The 14,446-nt window shown below is 51.7% G+C and carries 16 protein-coding genes; 10 read left to right on the top strand and 6 right to left on the bottom strand.

Translation table 11 applies throughout. From position 1 onward, the window contains the following. Positions 1-7: 7 nt before the first annotated feature. Together PT964_RS02240 and PT964_RS02235 are read right to left on the bottom strand one after the other, a co-directional pair. Positions 8-1,432 carry an ABC transporter substrate-binding protein gene (locus PT964_RS02240; RefSeq protein WP_274361692.1) on the bottom strand — a complete coding sequence of 475 codons (1,425 nt, stop codon included), beginning with the start codon at positions 1,430-1,432 and terminating at the stop codon, positions 8-10. 101 nt (positions 1,433-1,533) lie between these two features. Continuing rightward, the gene (locus PT964_RS02235; protein ID WP_274361691.1) at positions 1,534-2,526 is read right to left on the bottom strand and encodes a LacI family DNA-binding transcriptional regulator; all 993 of its coding nucleotides are present in this window, start codon (positions 2,524-2,526) and stop codon (positions 1,534-1,536) included. Between the two features lie 355 nt (positions 2,527-2,881). Here PT964_RS02235 and PT964_RS02230 point away from each other — a divergent pair, with 355 nt between their 5' ends. Together PT964_RS02230 and PT964_RS02225 are read left to right on the top strand one after the other, a co-directional pair. Beyond that, on the top strand, positions 2,882-4,291 hold the full coding sequence (locus tag PT964_RS02230; RefSeq protein WP_274361690.1) for an MBOAT family O-acyltransferase: 1,410 nt from the start codon (positions 2,882-2,884) through the stop codon (positions 4,289-4,291). Between the two features lie 22 nt (positions 4,292-4,313). Next, positions 4,314-5,678: a DHHW family protein gene (locus tag PT964_RS02225; RefSeq protein ID WP_274361689.1), complete on the top strand. Its 1,365-nt coding sequence runs from the start codon at positions 4,314-4,316 to the stop codon at positions 5,676-5,678. A 388-nt stretch (positions 5,679-6,066) separates the two neighbouring features. Here the strand turns inward: PT964_RS02225 and PT964_RS02220 are convergent, their stop codons facing one another. After that, on the bottom strand, positions 6,067-6,432 hold the full coding sequence (locus PT964_RS02220; protein WP_274361688.1) for an SRPBCC family protein: 366 nt from the start codon (positions 6,430-6,432) through the stop codon (positions 6,067-6,069). 45 nt (positions 6,433-6,477) lie between these two features. Further along, positions 6,478-6,846, bottom strand: a complete 369-nt coding sequence (locus tag PT964_RS02215) for a TfoX/Sxy family protein (protein ID WP_274361687.1) — start codon at positions 6,844-6,846, stop codon at positions 6,478-6,480. Between the two features lie 118 nt (positions 6,847-6,964). On the opposite strand from PT964_RS02215, the gene PT964_RS02210 reads away from it, so the two are divergent. The 3 genes from PT964_RS02210 to PT964_RS02200 are packed head-to-tail and all read left to right on the top strand — an operon-like array spanning position 6,965 to position 7,938. Continuing rightward, the gene (locus PT964_RS02210; protein ID WP_274361686.1) at positions 6,965-7,294 is read left to right on the top strand and encodes an ArsR/SmtB family transcription factor; all 330 of its coding nucleotides are present in this window, start codon (positions 6,965-6,967) and stop codon (positions 7,292-7,294) included. Further along, entirely contained in the window at positions 7,272-7,730 is a 459-nt protein-coding gene (locus PT964_RS02205; protein WP_274361685.1) for an SRPBCC family protein, read from the top strand. Before PT964_RS02210 ends, PT964_RS02205 begins: the two co-directional genes overlap by 23 nt. Before the next feature lie 34 nt (positions 7,731-7,764). Beyond that, positions 7,765-7,938: a hypothetical protein gene (locus PT964_RS02200; RefSeq protein WP_274361684.1), complete on the top strand. Its 174-nt coding sequence runs from the start codon at positions 7,765-7,767 to the stop codon at positions 7,936-7,938. A 93-nt stretch (positions 7,939-8,031) separates the two neighbouring features. Here PT964_RS02200 and PT964_RS02195 read toward each other — a convergent pair whose 3' ends face one another. After that, positions 8,032-9,168 carry a cyclic nucleotide-binding domain-containing protein gene (locus tag PT964_RS02195; RefSeq protein ID WP_274361683.1) on the bottom strand — a complete coding sequence of 379 codons (1,137 nt, stop codon included), beginning with the start codon at positions 9,166-9,168 and terminating at the stop codon, positions 8,032-8,034. 201 nt (positions 9,169-9,369) lie between these two features. Here PT964_RS02195 and PT964_RS02190 point away from each other — a divergent pair, with 201 nt between their 5' ends. From PT964_RS02190 to PT964_RS02170, 5 genes are all read left to right on the top strand, one after another. After that, on the top strand, positions 9,370-10,548 hold the full coding sequence (locus PT964_RS02190; protein ID WP_274361682.1) for a lysophospholipid acyltransferase family protein: 1,179 nt from the start codon (positions 9,370-9,372) through the stop codon (positions 10,546-10,548). Positions 10,549-10,627: 79 nt separating this feature from the next. Further along, a complete protein-coding gene (locus PT964_RS02185) occupies positions 10,628-11,656 on the top strand; it encodes an ABC transporter ATP-binding protein (protein WP_274361681.1) in 1,029 nt (342 codons plus the stop codon). After that, the gene (locus tag PT964_RS02180) at positions 11,653-12,306 is read left to right on the top strand and encodes an ABC transporter permease (protein ID WP_274361680.1); all 654 of its coding nucleotides are present in this window, start codon (positions 11,653-11,655) and stop codon (positions 12,304-12,306) included. Before PT964_RS02185 ends, PT964_RS02180 begins: the two co-directional genes overlap by 4 nt. Next, positions 12,303-12,908 (top strand): ABC transporter permease, encoded by a 606-nt coding sequence (locus PT964_RS02175; RefSeq protein WP_274361679.1) that lies wholly within the window; start codon positions 12,303-12,305, stop codon positions 12,906-12,908. Before PT964_RS02180 ends, PT964_RS02175 begins: the two co-directional genes overlap by 4 nt. A gap of 23 nt (positions 12,909-12,931) precedes the next feature. Next, positions 12,932-13,843, top strand: coding sequence for an ABC transporter substrate-binding protein (locus PT964_RS02170; RefSeq protein WP_274361678.1), 912 nt, complete (start codon positions 12,932-12,934; stop codon positions 13,841-13,843). Positions 13,844-14,174: 331 nt separating this feature from the next. Here the strand turns inward: PT964_RS02170 and PT964_RS02165 are convergent, their stop codons facing one another. Continuing rightward, entirely contained in the window at positions 14,175-14,357 is a 183-nt protein-coding gene (locus PT964_RS02165; protein WP_274361677.1) for a hypothetical protein, read from the bottom strand. Positions 14,358-14,446: the final 89 nt, after the last annotated feature.

Below are 14,446 nucleotides of genomic sequence, written 5' to 3'. Positions count from 1 at the left end.
TCATTCCTTAATTCGTCAATGCGGAGATAGCGTCAGCCGCTGCCTTGTACTCGTCGTTAGCAAGCTTGTTGATTTGCTCCGCGTAGTCTTCAATCTTCGTATCGCCATGCACGCTGTTGTAGATCAGATCGCCGAGGTTTGCGTTGTCTTTGTCGCCGATTTTCACGCCGGTCGGCGCTTCCCATCTGGACTTCACATAACCCGGAACGATTTTCACGCCTTCCAGAATCGCATTGTCGATGTTGTCGAACGCTTCTTTCAAACCGTCATAAGCGCCGTTCGCAAAATATTGGTCAAGGATCGCCGAGTCAGTCGTAAGCGGCAAGGACGTGTAGGAACCGTCCGTGTTCAATTCCATACGCTTCAAGATTCCGTCTTTACCGAAGCTCATGTACTTAGCGAACTCATAAGCTTCCTTCGGATGCTTGCTGCTCTTGGAAATGCCCATGAAGTCGCCTACCAATCCGAATCTGCCGCCAGGCATACCGACAAATTTGGACTTGAAGTTCAGGTTGCTGAAATCTTTCGTTGCCCATGTGCCTTCCCAACGAATTGCGACTTTTCCTTGATTCCATACTTCGCCGTGCCAGCCTGCATTGTATTTCGCTTTTTCTTCGTCTGTCAGGCTGTCGAAAGTGTATTTACCTTGCAGGATTTGCTTCGCTTGGTTTACGCCTTCAACAAACGCCGGGTCGTTCAAGTGATATTGCTGGCCGTCCCATGTGAACCAGCCCAAATCCGGGTTCTTGGAAGCTGCGTACCAATCCGGAATTTGAATGGCTTCGGACAGTCCAAGAATGTCTTCCGAAGGGTTGTTCAACGTTTTTACGGCATTCAAGAAATCGCCCCAAGCCGGGTTGAAGGAAAGCTCCGGCAAGTTCGCTTGCTCGAACAAATCTTGGTTGATGAAATATCCCATGAAGAACATTCCTGCAGGAACGGCATAAATTCCGTTACCGTAATGAGTCGCTTCCTCCATTGCCTTCGGCAAGTTCGCCCACTCGGCATCGTCCGCAGTGAAGTCGTTCAAGTCCAGCAGCCATTCGTTGGACAAGCCGAACGGAATGTTCGGAAGCATCATGACGTCAGGCAATTTGCCCGCTGCAGCAGCAGCAGCCAAGGAATCGCCGTATTTCGAGTAGTCGAACGATTCGTCCAACTGGATGTCGATGTTCGGATGAGCCTCTTCGAATGCTGCGATCATTTTTCTTTCAATGTTGTTATCCGCCTCAGTGCCAAGGTTCCAGTTTACATAATTGATAACAACCTGCTCGCCCGAACCTGCATTTGCATCATCGCCGGGTTTTTGAGTTTGCTCCTGGTTCGGTTCGGTAGCGTTGTCGCTGCTGCCGCTCTTATTGGACGAGCAACCGCTGAACAATGCAACCAGCAACGTAAGAATAAGAGCGAATACGACTGTCTTTTTCTTCATGCTTGATCCCTCTCTTTTGAATATTGTTATTTATTTTGTAACGCCCTCCGCCGAAGCGGAACAAGCGCTCAAACCGTAATGAAGATGTTACCGCTTTCTTCTCATTCACGAAGCTTGCAGGATTTTCGCACGACCAATTCCGTCGGCAGCATGTATTCATGCTCGAGATCCCGGCCGTCCAGCAGCTGCAGGATCAGGTGGGCGGCAAGCGAGCCGATCTCGTATTTAGGCTGCCGAATCGTCGTTAACGGCGGGTTCATGTATTCGGCGAGGAAAATATCGTCGAAGCCGACGATCGAAACGTCCTCGGGAACCCGGATTCCGGCCTCTTTGAACGCTTTAATCCCGCCTGCCGCCATCTCGTCGTTCGCGTAAAATATCGCATCCGGGAGCTGACGCTGGGCGATCAGCAGCTTCGTGGCCATATAGCCGCCGTCGATCGTAAATCTTCCGTTGATGTTCAAATTGGATGTGCATTCGAGATTGTAATCGCTTAAAGCTTGCATATACCCTTTGTAACGAAGCTTGTGATCGTAAGAGTTGCTTGAACTGCTGATGTACGCGATTTGCTTGAAGCCGTTCTTGATCAGCAGCTCCGTCGCCATATAGCCGCCCTTCTCGTTATCGACAAGAACATTGTAAATATAATCGCCCTTGAGATACCGGTCGAGCACGACGATCGGAAAGCCTTTGCGGGCGGATTGCAAAATCGCTTCGTCATGAAGATTGTGTTCCGAAATAATAACGCCGTCTACGCGCTTTTCCCTTAGAAATTTGATCGCGGTCGATTCGTTCCCGCCGAACGAGCTGCAGGCAATGAGGTCGTAACCGTTCTCCAGCGCGACTTCCTGCACTCCTCTGATCAACTCCGTATAATACGGACCGGACATATCGCTTAAAATCAGCGCAATCGTCTTCGTGCTGTTTCGCTTCAGGTCGGTCGCCAAACCGTTCTTTTGATAATTCAACTGCTTGGCTGCTTCCAATACCCTTGCTCTTGTCGCTTCGCTGATTTTCGTATTGCCGTTGATCGCGTAAGATGCAGTCGACAAGGATACTCCCGCCGCTTTGGCTACATCCTTAATGGTTGCCATTCCTGTAACTCCTTCTTCTTACAAGCATTGATGAACCAATCGAAACGTTTCACTCATCGCTATCATAATGGAGGAAATATAACATCGTCAAGCTTTTTTTGTAACCGTTTCAATGCAGTTCTTTTCTGGCTCCCTGATTTGTAGAAATGCTTGTACATCACGGATTATTTTGGAATTTTCATGAAAACCCCCAATGTTTTTTCATCGCGGTGAACATCAAGTGAAATTGTAGTGAAACGATTCGTTATTCGTAGCCGTTCCGATCGCCGCGGGGCTGTTCGCCGGTCCGCGAATGAATTATTGCAAACTGTTTATAATAGGAGTTGTTTCCAGTAGGGTATCGAGGTGAGGACAAGTGGTCTTTTCCAGCTTTATTTTTTTGTTTGAGTTTCTCCCTCTGGCGCTTTTGTGTTATTTTGCGGCACCGGAAAAGCTGAAGAACGGGATATTGCTCATTTTCTCCCTGGTGTTTTACGCGTGGGGCGAACCGGTTTGGATCGGCATTTTGCTATTTAACGTGCTTCTTGGATGGATCGGGGGGTTACTGCTGGAACGAAGCCGAAGTGCGGCCTTCTCCCGGTTCGTTCTCGCGGCTTCGATCGCCGGACAAATCGCTTTCCTGTTTTACTTCAAGTATTTGGGGCTTTTCGTTCACACGTTCGCTTCGTTGACGTCGATCCCGCTGAAATATGATAATCCCGGTCTTCCGATCGGCATCTCCTTTTTTACATTTCATTTGATTTCCTATTTGGTCGACGTTTACCGCAAAGTCGCTCCCGCCATGACGTCCTACCCTAAGCTGCTGCTTTATATTTCGATGTTCCCGCAGCTCGTGGCCGGACCGATTATTCGCTATGCCGACGTCCAGCATCAGCTGGACCGACGCACCGTCACGATTCCGGAATTTAGCTACGGTGTAGGCCGCTTCGCAATCGGACTCGGAAAGAAGGTCATTCTCGCAAACTCGCTTTCCGAAATATCTCCGGTGTTTCTTGACGGGGATTTGCAACGGTTATCGATGCTCGGTGCGTGGTTCGGCATCCTCTTGTTCGCCTTGCAAATTTATTTCGATTTCTCCGGCTATTCGGATATGGCGATCGGCTTGGGCAAGATGTTCGGATTCCGCTTCAAGGAAAATTTCGACTACCCTTACGCATCCGCGAGCGCTACGGAGTTTTGGCGCCGTTGGAATATGTCGGTCGGCGGTTTTTTTAGAGATTACGTATACATCCCGTTAGGCGGCAACCGCCGCAGGCCGTGGTTCAATCTGTTCGCCGTTTGGTTTTTGACCGGATTATGGCACGGGGCCAGCTGGAATTTCGTGGTATGGGGACTTTATTTCGGCGTGTTGATCGGAGTCGAGAAGGCGTTTCTGTTAAAGGCTTTGTCTCGAATGCCGCGCGTCATTTCCCGCCTTTATTTCGGAATGATCGTACTTGTGGGCTGGGTATTTTTTTATTTCGAATCGATGCGGCGCGGGGGCACGTATCTTCAAGCGATGTTCGGATGCAACGGCGCTCCGTTGCTCGACACGGAAGCGGCGATCGTTATCCAGAACCATGTATGGCTGCTTCTGATTGCGCTGATTGCGTCGGCGCCTCTTTCCGCACGCTTGCACCGAATCGTCGCCGATCGGGCGCAACGGACGATGAAAGCCGTGTACATGAACACTTTGGTTCCTCTCGGCTCTTTAGCGTTGCTCTCGGTTTCGGCCATCCTGTTGGTTGGAAAGTCGTATACGCCGTTTTTCTACTTCCGTTTCTAATGCGAAGCGAGGTCAAAAGTCCATGCGAATCGGAAACATGCTGCAAATATTGTTTTTTGCCGGATTTCTTGTTACGGGGACGGCTCTGACGCTTTTCGCGCACGTAACGTCCAGCGACTCGGAGACGGAAAACCGGAGGCTCGCCTCGTTTCCCGTCTTTTCCGTACGGAATGTCCTGTCGGGCGGTTTTTTTCGCGAGCTTGAAAATTACACCGCGGATCACATCGCGTTTCGCGATTCTTTCATCCGAACGAGCAAATGGATTGCATCCTTTCAAGGCAAATCGGGAACGGAATCGGCGCTTATCGTCCCCTCCGCAGCCAACAACTCCGCTGAAGCCCAGGCGGCTCCTTCTGCGGAAGAGTCGGCCGGCGCGGGACAACCCGGGCAATCGGCGGGGGCGGCGGCGGAAGCTTCTGCGAAATCGGCGGAATCGGCGCCTCGCGCTAAGACCCGCCAAGCGGTTTCGCCCCTTTCGTCGGCCTCCGCTGAAGAAGAGGGAAAGAGGCAAGGCAGAGTACTGATTATCGGGGACCGGGCGATGAACCTGTATTCCTTCGATGCCGCTTCCGGACAAGCTTATGCCGATGCCGTCAACCGGATTCATGAGCGTCTGGAGCAGGCGTTCCCGAACGGCATCCGCACATCGGTGCTTATCGCCCCCACGGCGGCTGAATTTATCCGATCGCCTAAGCTGAAGTCGCTCTCGGATTCGCAGCGGAAAGCCATCGACGAAATATACGGCAAATTAAAGCCCGAAATCGCAAAGGTGGACGCATTATCGCCGATGCTTCTTCATGCCGGGGAGCCGCTTTTCTTTCGGACGGATCACCATTGGACCGCCGTCGGGGCTTATTATGCTTATTCGGCCTTCATCGAAGCGAACGGCATGAATCCGGTGCCCGTTACAGCGTACGAAAAGGGCGAAGTGCCGCAGTTTCTCGGCTCGTTATATGCCTCGACCATGAACCGCAGGCTCGCCGCCCGTCCGGATACGATCGTGTATTTCAAACCGTATGTGAAGCACCGGTATACCGTCCACTACACCGGTTCCTTGGACATGCCGCTCATCGATATGAGGCATGCGAAGAAGAAAAACAAATACCGCATATTTTTGAGCGGGGATCGCCCCTGGGGCCATATCGCCGCGGAAGCGGACAGCAAACGAAGGCTGCTGGTCATCAAGGATTCATACGGCAACGCGCTGGTTCCTTTTCTCCTTCCGCATTACAGCGACATCTTTGTCGTGGATCCGCGTCAATTCGATCAGCCGCTGATCCCGTTTATCCGAGAGCATCGCATCGAGGAAATCGTTTATGTCAATAACATAGGAGTTACGTCCGGGCCGGGCTTCGCGGGGCTGCTTCGCAAGCTGGTTGCGGAGTAGCGAGGCAAAAAAATTAGCGGAACACAATGTCCGCTAATTCCCAGCAAACGGCGGAATCCCGCGAAATAACGGAACAAGATGTCCGCTAATTTGTTGTAAAGTCAAAAAATCGTGAAAAAAAACCGTGTTAGCGGACAACGTTTTCCGTTAAATCGCCGAATTATGTAAACTAGCCTATTTTAGCGGACATTCGTTTCCGTTAGTATGGGCAACTGCCGGGCGAAGAGGTCGATCGAGTCGCGGTGTCCGGCCGACCTCTTCATTCGATCTGCCTCCCCTAATGTGCCACGATGACAAATCGCTTAGCTCCTATACTAATTTCGGTTTTCGAGTATTTCCTTGATCTTCTTCAAATCCTTCATGTTCGCCCTGCGCATCATGATCGACATCAACGGTGCAAATACAATCGAAAATCCTTTCGGGTTCCTCTGTTCCGCAGCGTCATCCGGGTCGAGTTTTCGTCGATGCTTTCCCAAATATAAGCGGTCTCCATGGGAAAAGGCCCATCCGCCGTTCTCATAACAAGCAGCGCTCCCGGATTATATTTCATGACTTGATATACATATGCAAGCTCTTTCCCTAGAAAGCGAGCTTTAAATGCAACTTTAGAGCCCACTGCCAGCGGCTTCGGAGTTTGCCATTCCGCCGATTGAATATTGACATACCATTTCGGAGCATTATCCGGGTCCGCTGCGTATTCCGCCGCTTTTTCGCGCGGGCAGTCAATGACGATTTCCGTTGAAACGTCTACCATTCCTTAGCTTCCCGCCTTTTCGACCAAACGACGACTTTCATCGCGTTATTTTTTTGCCTTGCTCTTTGCAGGCAGCTTCTCAGGCAAGGTCTCTGCCCATGAAAGCGAAATTGCGATCCATTCCCTTATCTTCTCGGGCTCCCCCCGCCACTGTTCGGGGACTGTCACATACTCCTTCATCGGTCTGCCCGGCATCGGCGAGAACTCGGCCGCTCCTTCTTGCTCAAGCAGTTGTATTCTTTGCACTTCCGGCAAGCGGACAAAAATATGTCGTCCTACCAAGCCGGTAAACATATTTCCGTGAATAAAGCCTGCCAAAGCGCCGAACATCGGCTTAATCGTTATTCTCGGATCCGGAGGAACCACGGAAGTAAATAATGCTTTGGACTCATCATCCATTCGCGGCATGGACATCAAATACCCTCATTTCTAACATAGATAGCGTTTCTCTGTGTCAGAATAAATCATGTTTCCCTTTTGCGCAATAACTATTTTAGTTGACATTTAATTTAGTCGGTGCTAAATTAAGTACATGATCGATAAAGCCATTCATGCATTAGCGGAACCAAGGCGCAGAGATATTTTACATCTCGTCCGTGATGAGGAACTGACCTCAAGCGCCATTGCGGCCCATTTCGACATTACGGCGCCGGCGATCTCGCAGCATCTTAAAGTTCTCGAAGAGGCCGGGCTCGTCGTTGTTCGTCGAGCCGGCACCAAACGAATCTACGGCATTAGGAGGGATGGATTCGCCGAGTTGAAACAATACATCGAGAGCTTCTGGGACGACAGCTTGTCGCGCCTCAAGGAAGCTGCCGAAGAGGAAGAAAGGAGAAACCATGAATCAAATCAGCAGCAGTAATACGGTCACGAAAGAAATCTTTATTGAATGCCGCCCGGAGACGTTATTTTCGTTCTTTACCAACCCGGACAAGCTGGTTCGCTGGATGGGACGCCACGTTCTGCTCGAGCCGAGGATCGGCGGCATATACCGCATCGATGTCAACGGAAGCGATATCGCCATTGGCGAGTATAAGGAGATTGTACCGAACGAGAAAATCGTTATGACCTGGGGCTGGGAGAAATCGCAGCTAGTGCCTCCGGGGTCGAGCACCGTAGAGTTCAAGTTGACTCCTAAAGATAACGGTACCCTCCTGGTCTTAACCCATTACGATCTTCCGGCTTCGGAAATTCCGTCCCATCAGCAAGGCTGGAGCCATTATATGCCTCGCCTGCAAACAGTGGCGCAAGGCCAAGATCCCGGCGTCGATCCGTGGTCCGTTAAAGCTATGCATTAAATTATGCAACCAATTTATAGGAGATATACAACCCATGAAGACACTTTCTTGCAATTGCGGATTTTCCGTAACCGACGATAATAAATATAAAGTGGAAGCCGAAATGTGGCATCATGCTATCCACGATCACGCGGATATGTTGAAGGCCATGTCGATCGAGATGCTTGAGCAATGGTTGAAGAGCAAAGACGAGCAGCTAAGCGCTTAAATCTATAGCAAACAAAGAAGCGGCCTTCGGAAGGCTGCTTCCTTGTCGTTCAAGTAACCCCTTTGGATATTCTTCAGCCAAGGACGGACAATTTTACAATATCGTCCAAAACCCCAACAGCCCCGAATAATTTCCAATAATGAAATGACATATGCTCACACCGATCAAATTGGGGTATTTCGAGTACATCCATCCCCACAAAATGCCCATGACCAGCGATGCGATTCCAAGATTCACGGAAACGTGCAGATGAAGCGCCCCGAACAGCAAAGACGAAACGACAATCGCACATAGGGTCGCATACCGGCCGTCCAGCAATCGCCGGATCGAGCCTTGCAATACCCCGCGTCCGATAAATTCCTGAAGCGGCACTTCGACCAGGTACGTTATATAGCGCCAATTAAACTGAGACATGTCTACAACGGTTTCATGCGGCAGGAATGGCCACTCAAAGATGACCGCCAAATACTTGATGAACGTCAAAACGATGACCGCGATCGCGGAAATGACCAGAGATTGCTTTATGGCAGGCTTCCACTGCTTCAACGTTAATCCGAAGGACGATAAAGGCAGCGAGCTGCCCACGACGATGCGAATAATAAGAAACAAGGTGAACAGCTCCAGCACCAGGTTTAATACAAATTGGGTGCCGTTCGAAGCGCTCGAGAAGATGGAAGAATTGAACAAGCCCAGTACGAACGTATACAGCCCGATCGCCAGCACGACCCAAGTAAAAATCGAACCGAGCTCCTTCCTCAATTGATTGGAGCGAGTGAGCTCTTTGTTTGCCGTCTCCAGCTCCTCATACGATTCGGTAAGACGGTCGTACAGCTTGCGAAGGAACGTCCCGCTCATATTCGGATACGTCCGGATCAAGGAATGAAAGCGGTCTTTGGTCAACCGATATACGGTTACGTCCTCCTGCGCGACGATGCTGGCGGCCCGCGGCTTGCCGGTAAATAAGGACAGCTCTCCGAAAAAATCCCCTTCATGCAGCTCGCCGATTGTTTTTCCGCCTTCGCTTTCTTTGACTACTTTTACCGTTCCCTTATCCAAAATATACAGCGCTTCGCCTTGATCACCTTCCGAAATGACACGTTCGTTCTTTCCGTACTCCAGCTTGTCGAGACTATGCAGAAATGCCGCTTGCTCCTCTGTCGGCGATGATGTATTCGTATCCGGCAATTCCAGAAACAACCGAAAAGCTTTGCGATCCAACAAATGATCCATCGTACATCACCGCCTACGGTTCTATGAAATGAAAGCGACCTCATTATATTATATGGGGATAAAGGCATACAATTGAAAGTAATGAAAATGTTTCCCATGCACCGCGTGGATGCTATAATCGTAACGTAAATTTGTAATTTTTTGTAGAAAATCGTTATCTAGTAAAATATGGGGTCACATCACATGGGGGAGTTGCTGCATATGCATGAAATGATCCGTCCCATTCGTGAGCAGCTGGCACGAATGACGCATTTATCGCCGGATGAATTCCGCATGAACGACAAGCTGGACGGAGCGCGCGCGGATCGCTTGCCTTTTACGCAATTCCATATCGAGCTGCATTCGGAGAGCTCCGATGAGGCCGGCGCCGGATTTACCATTACGGAAAGCACGGATGAAAGCTTCTACGACATTATTCGGCAGAAGCAGCAGAAAGAAGTGAACGTAACGGATTGGTGTCCCGCGGACATATTGGAAGGGATGCTGCGCACTTTCGTCGGAAGAGTCTATGTACAATCCCCCGACAGCTTGAAGGAGCTTTTGAAAGAGCCGGTCACCTTTTTTGCCAATCATCAGACAGCTGCCGAATCGTTGTTTTTCTACCAAGTGTTATACGCGCTAAGCGAAACGTCCTTAATCGGCATCGCTGCAAATCAGCATCTTTATTCGCTATTGGGACTTTTCCTCAAGCATACACGGGCGTTCCCAGGCAGCAATAGCAACGTATTCCCTCTCATATTTTTTGATCAGAGCCAACCGAGGCTGCTTCGGGGGTTGTTGGAGCAGCTGCTGTCGGTCGCGGAACAAGAACGCCGTTCGATCTTGATTCACGTGGAAGGCACGCGCAGACCTCATTGCAGATTTCCCTTGCAGACGCTTACTACGCCGGTGCTGGATTTGGCGATGACCCGCGGAGTACCGATTATTCCGATTCGGTTCGCCGGCGGATTGCCGTCCGAGGATCCGGGTGAAGTGTACTGCGACTTCCCTTATCGCTATGCCAAGCAAGATATTTATTTCGGCGATCCGATGTACCCCTCCGAGCTCCGGGAGCTGAAGCGAAACGAACAGAAGGAAACGATACTTCGTACGATCGAGGCCGTCGGACCGGACTATATGCTGGAGGAGCCGAATGAGCCCAATTACCTCTTTCAAGCCGAAGTGGATCGGTGGGCTAAGCTGCAGGGCATCGACCCCAATCAGGCGGTAGTATACCAAGCGCTTACATCCGTGCCGGAAGCCAACCTTACCCCCGGCATGAAGCTGCTGCTGCAGAAGGTGGAGGCGGGAGAGCGGCTGGAGGGCCGTACGCCTCTGGAGCAATGGCTCGAATTTTATTGGTACTTGTTTGTCGGGCTGAATCAGCAGCATAGGCGGTGAATATAGATTGATAGTTTCGTTGCGCAATGTAAGCAAACAGTACCCGGGCAGCCCCTCTCCCGCTGTAAGAAACCTGTGCATGGAAATCCCAGCAGGAGAATTGGTTGTCCTGATCGGCCCGAGCGGCTGCGGCAAAACGACGATTCTGCAAATGATCAACCGAATGGCGGAGCCGACGGAAGGCAGCATTGCCTTGGACGGCAAAGATATCCGTTCGTTCGATCCCGTCCGATTGCGCAGAAATATCGGCTATGCCATTCAAGAAACCGGGCTGTTCCCCCATATGACCGTATCCGATAACATCGGGCTCGTTCCCCGATTGCTCGGGTGGGACAAAACCCGGGTGAAAGCGCGAATCCGGGAGCTGCTGGAGATGGTCGGCATGGATGCGGATACGTTCGCCGGCAAGCTGCCGTTCCAGCTTTCGGGCGGACAGCAGCAAAGAGTCGGCGTGCTCAGAGCGTTAGCCGCCGACCCTCCGCTTATTTTAATGGACGAGCCTTTCGCAGCGCTCGATCCGATCGACCGCAGGTCGTTGCAGAACGAATTGAAGAAGCTTCAGAAGTCATACCGGAAGACGATCCTGTTTGTAACGCACGACATGGACGAAGCGTTTCATATCGGCGATCGGATCGGAATTTTCAACGAAGGCGAACTCGTGCAGCTGGATACGCCCGAGCGGCTCCGGCGGCAGCCCGCGAACGAATTTGTCGAGTCATTCGTGGGGGAACAAGCAAGCAGGCGCCGTCCGATGCTTCCTGGCCTTCGCCGCATCATGATTCCCCGAACGGAATTTGCCGTCCGGAGGCAATGGCCGGACCGCCGGCAGCTGCTTCAGCTCGGCGACGAGCCGTGCTGCATACTCATCTCTCTCGAACAGCAGCTGATTGCGGCAGCCGAGCAGCCTCATTCGCTCGAAACGGAGCCTTTCCATTCCGAAGCACTTCCAGTCACTGAAACGTTACAACAGGCGTACGAATGTTTCATCCGATCCGAGAAAAATTTTCTCCCCCTTGTTGATGATGAAACCCGCCATTTCCTCGGGGTCGTAACCCGGCAAGCGGTATTGGATACGATGGCGCATTCGCTCTGGGGAGAGGAACGATGAATACTCCGCAAGTGATATGGCAGCTTTATGCGGATCAGATCGCCGCCGCCCTTTGGGAGCACCTTTTGCTCACATTCAGCGCGCTGCTGGCCGGCTGCGCGGCAGCGATTCCGCTCGGATTGCTGCTGGCGCGAAAGCCCGGATGGGGGGATAAAGTGATACTCGTTGCGTCCGTCACCCAGACGATTCCAAGCTTGGCGCTGTTCGCGCTCGCTTTGCCCCTGATCGGAATCGGGTTTGCGCCCGCCTTTTATGTTCTTTGGCTGTACGCCTTGTTTCCGATATTGAACAACACCTATACGGCAATGAAACATATCGACCCGGCTTTGCTGAAATACGCTGAGGCAATGGGGATGACGGAACGGCAGCGCTACGTCAAGGTGCGGTTCCCTCTCGCTTTGCCCGCCATTGTCGGAGGCGTTCGGCTGTCCGCCGTCTATACCGTCAGCTGGGCGACTGTGGCGGCCTTGATCGGCGCGGGGGGACTCGGCAAACTGATCTTCTCCGGCATCGATAACTATAATCCCGATCTCATCCTGGCCGGCGCTCTTCCGACAGCAATATTGGCCATTATGATCGGCTGGCTGCTAGGGCTGCTGCAGCGGCGGACAACCCCGCGCTACAAAAGACGGGAGGCGTTAAACCGATGAACGCCGAGCTGTGGCTGTCCGCCTTTTACCATCTATTCCTTTCCTTGCTGGGCACTCTACTGGGCGGATCGATCGGTTTACTGCTCGGTTTGGCGGCATATCGCTACAGAAGGACGGCCGCCGCTTTGTTATCCGTTACGGAAGTCATACAGACGATCCCCCACCTTGCGATGCTTGCCTTGCTATTGCTCGTATTCGGCTTGGGCAACGCCACGCTTGTCGCAGCGTTGGCTTTGTACGCCATTCTGCCGATTCTGCAAAATACGCTGCTGGCGTTCCGCCAGATCGATCCCGTATACCTCAACATTGGCCGCGGGATGGGAATGACGCGCTGGCAGCTATTCGCCAAGGTCGAATTCCCCCTCGCATTCACCGCCATACTGACAGGCGTCCGTATAGCGCTTGTCACCTCCATCGGCATCGCCGCGATCGGAGTTTTCGTCGGTGCAGACGGATTAGGGCGAACGATTTACCGGGGGTTGCAGACGATGAACACGGGTTCCGTCCTAATGGGAGCGGCGGCGGTTTGCGGCCTCGTTATCGTGTCCGAAATCGCAATCCGGGGAGCGGCATCCCGCTTCAGGACAAATCAAAAACAATAATGAATAGGACGGGAGAGAACACGATGGTCCGTATAGCCATGCTCAAATTCACAATCATTTTTCTAGTAGGCTCCGTTTGTTTCTTATCCGGTTGCAGCAGCAGTAAAGTAAGCACAGGCAGCGAAACGATCCATATCGGCTCCAAAAGCTTTACGGAAAACATTTTGATCGGTGAAATGATGGCGAAGCTGATCGAGGTGAAGCTGGGTGTGCCGGTCGAGCATAAAGCGAACCTCGGAGGGACGATGATCCCATGGAACGCTTTGACAACGAATGATATCGACATGTACACCGAGTATACAGGGACGGGCTTGGTCGATATACTCAAGCGGCCTTCCAGCACGGACCCGCAATTTACTTATAATACGGTCAAGGAGGAGTATGCCGAGAAGTTCTCCGTCGCTTGGCTGAAGCCTCTTGGGTTCAATAACACTTATGCCATCGCCGTACCGAGAGCTTTTGCCGAGAAACATCGATTGAAGACGATCGAGGATTTGGCCGCCGTGTCCCCCGATCTGATCTTTGGGGCGGAACCGGAATTTTTCAACCGCCCTGACGGATATGACGCGTTCGCCAAAGCGTACGGCTTGTCCTTCAAAAATAAAACGGAGATCAATGTCGGGTTGAAATACGAAGCGCTGGATAAAGGAAATGTTCAAGTGATCAACGTGTTCTCTACGGATGCGAATCTTATCAAATACGATCTGGTCGTGCTTGAGGATTCCAAGCGGTTCTTCCCTACTTATGAAGCGGCCCCGATCGTCCGGCAAGCGGTATTGGATCGGCATCCGGAGCTGGAAGGCGTGCTGAATCAATTGGCCGGCCAAATCGACGACGAGAAGATGCAGCAATTAAACTATGAAGTGGATGTAAAGCACCGCCCGGAGAAAGAGGTTGCCGAACAGTTCCTGAAATCGATCGGCTTAATCCAGTAAATGTAGAGGGGGTGTCACCGGCATCTCAGGTATCGTACCTATCAAATTCGGATGGCCGGTCGGCGGGTCTTCTCTAACGGACAGGGATGCAGCTATTCGGCGTTTTGAACGGAGTTTACAGTTGTAACGGACACCACCGCAGTTATTGCCTCGAAAAAGCAGGGCTTGACGCCAAAAATCGGGGTTTAGCGTCTGTGATGTCCGTTAGCTGTTTGGAGGCGGGCAAAACGGCGATATAACGTCCGTGGCGTCCGTTAGCGCCGCAGGGGTTCCACCTCAACGATTGCGCACGGACCGCCCGCCAAAAAATATGGCTGCCGGTTCGGCAGCCTCATAATATGTTTACCGTTTCGGAGCCTCTTTTAAACCAACCGTCCGTCCCCGTGTCAAAATCGTTGGCGACTACCGTAACCCCGACAGCGGCGGCTTGAGCGGTTGGAGCGACTCCGGCCTGCGGAATGAGCAACGCCGCCGTTAAAAGCAGGGATACGTAAACCTTGCACTTCTTCCCCATTCGATACTTTTCCCCCTTAAAGATTAGAGTAAAAAAGCATAAACCGCATGAAGCATAAGCAGTATTCAAGCAGGGATATGTAAACCCTT

This window comes from Paenibacillus thermotolerans (assembly GCF_028745515.1).
In the GTDB taxonomy this organism is placed as follows: domain Bacteria; phylum Bacillota; class Bacilli; order Paenibacillales; family YIM-B00363; genus Paenibacillus_AE; species Paenibacillus_AE thermotolerans.
This window is presented reverse-complemented; position numbering and strand designations above follow the sequence as displayed.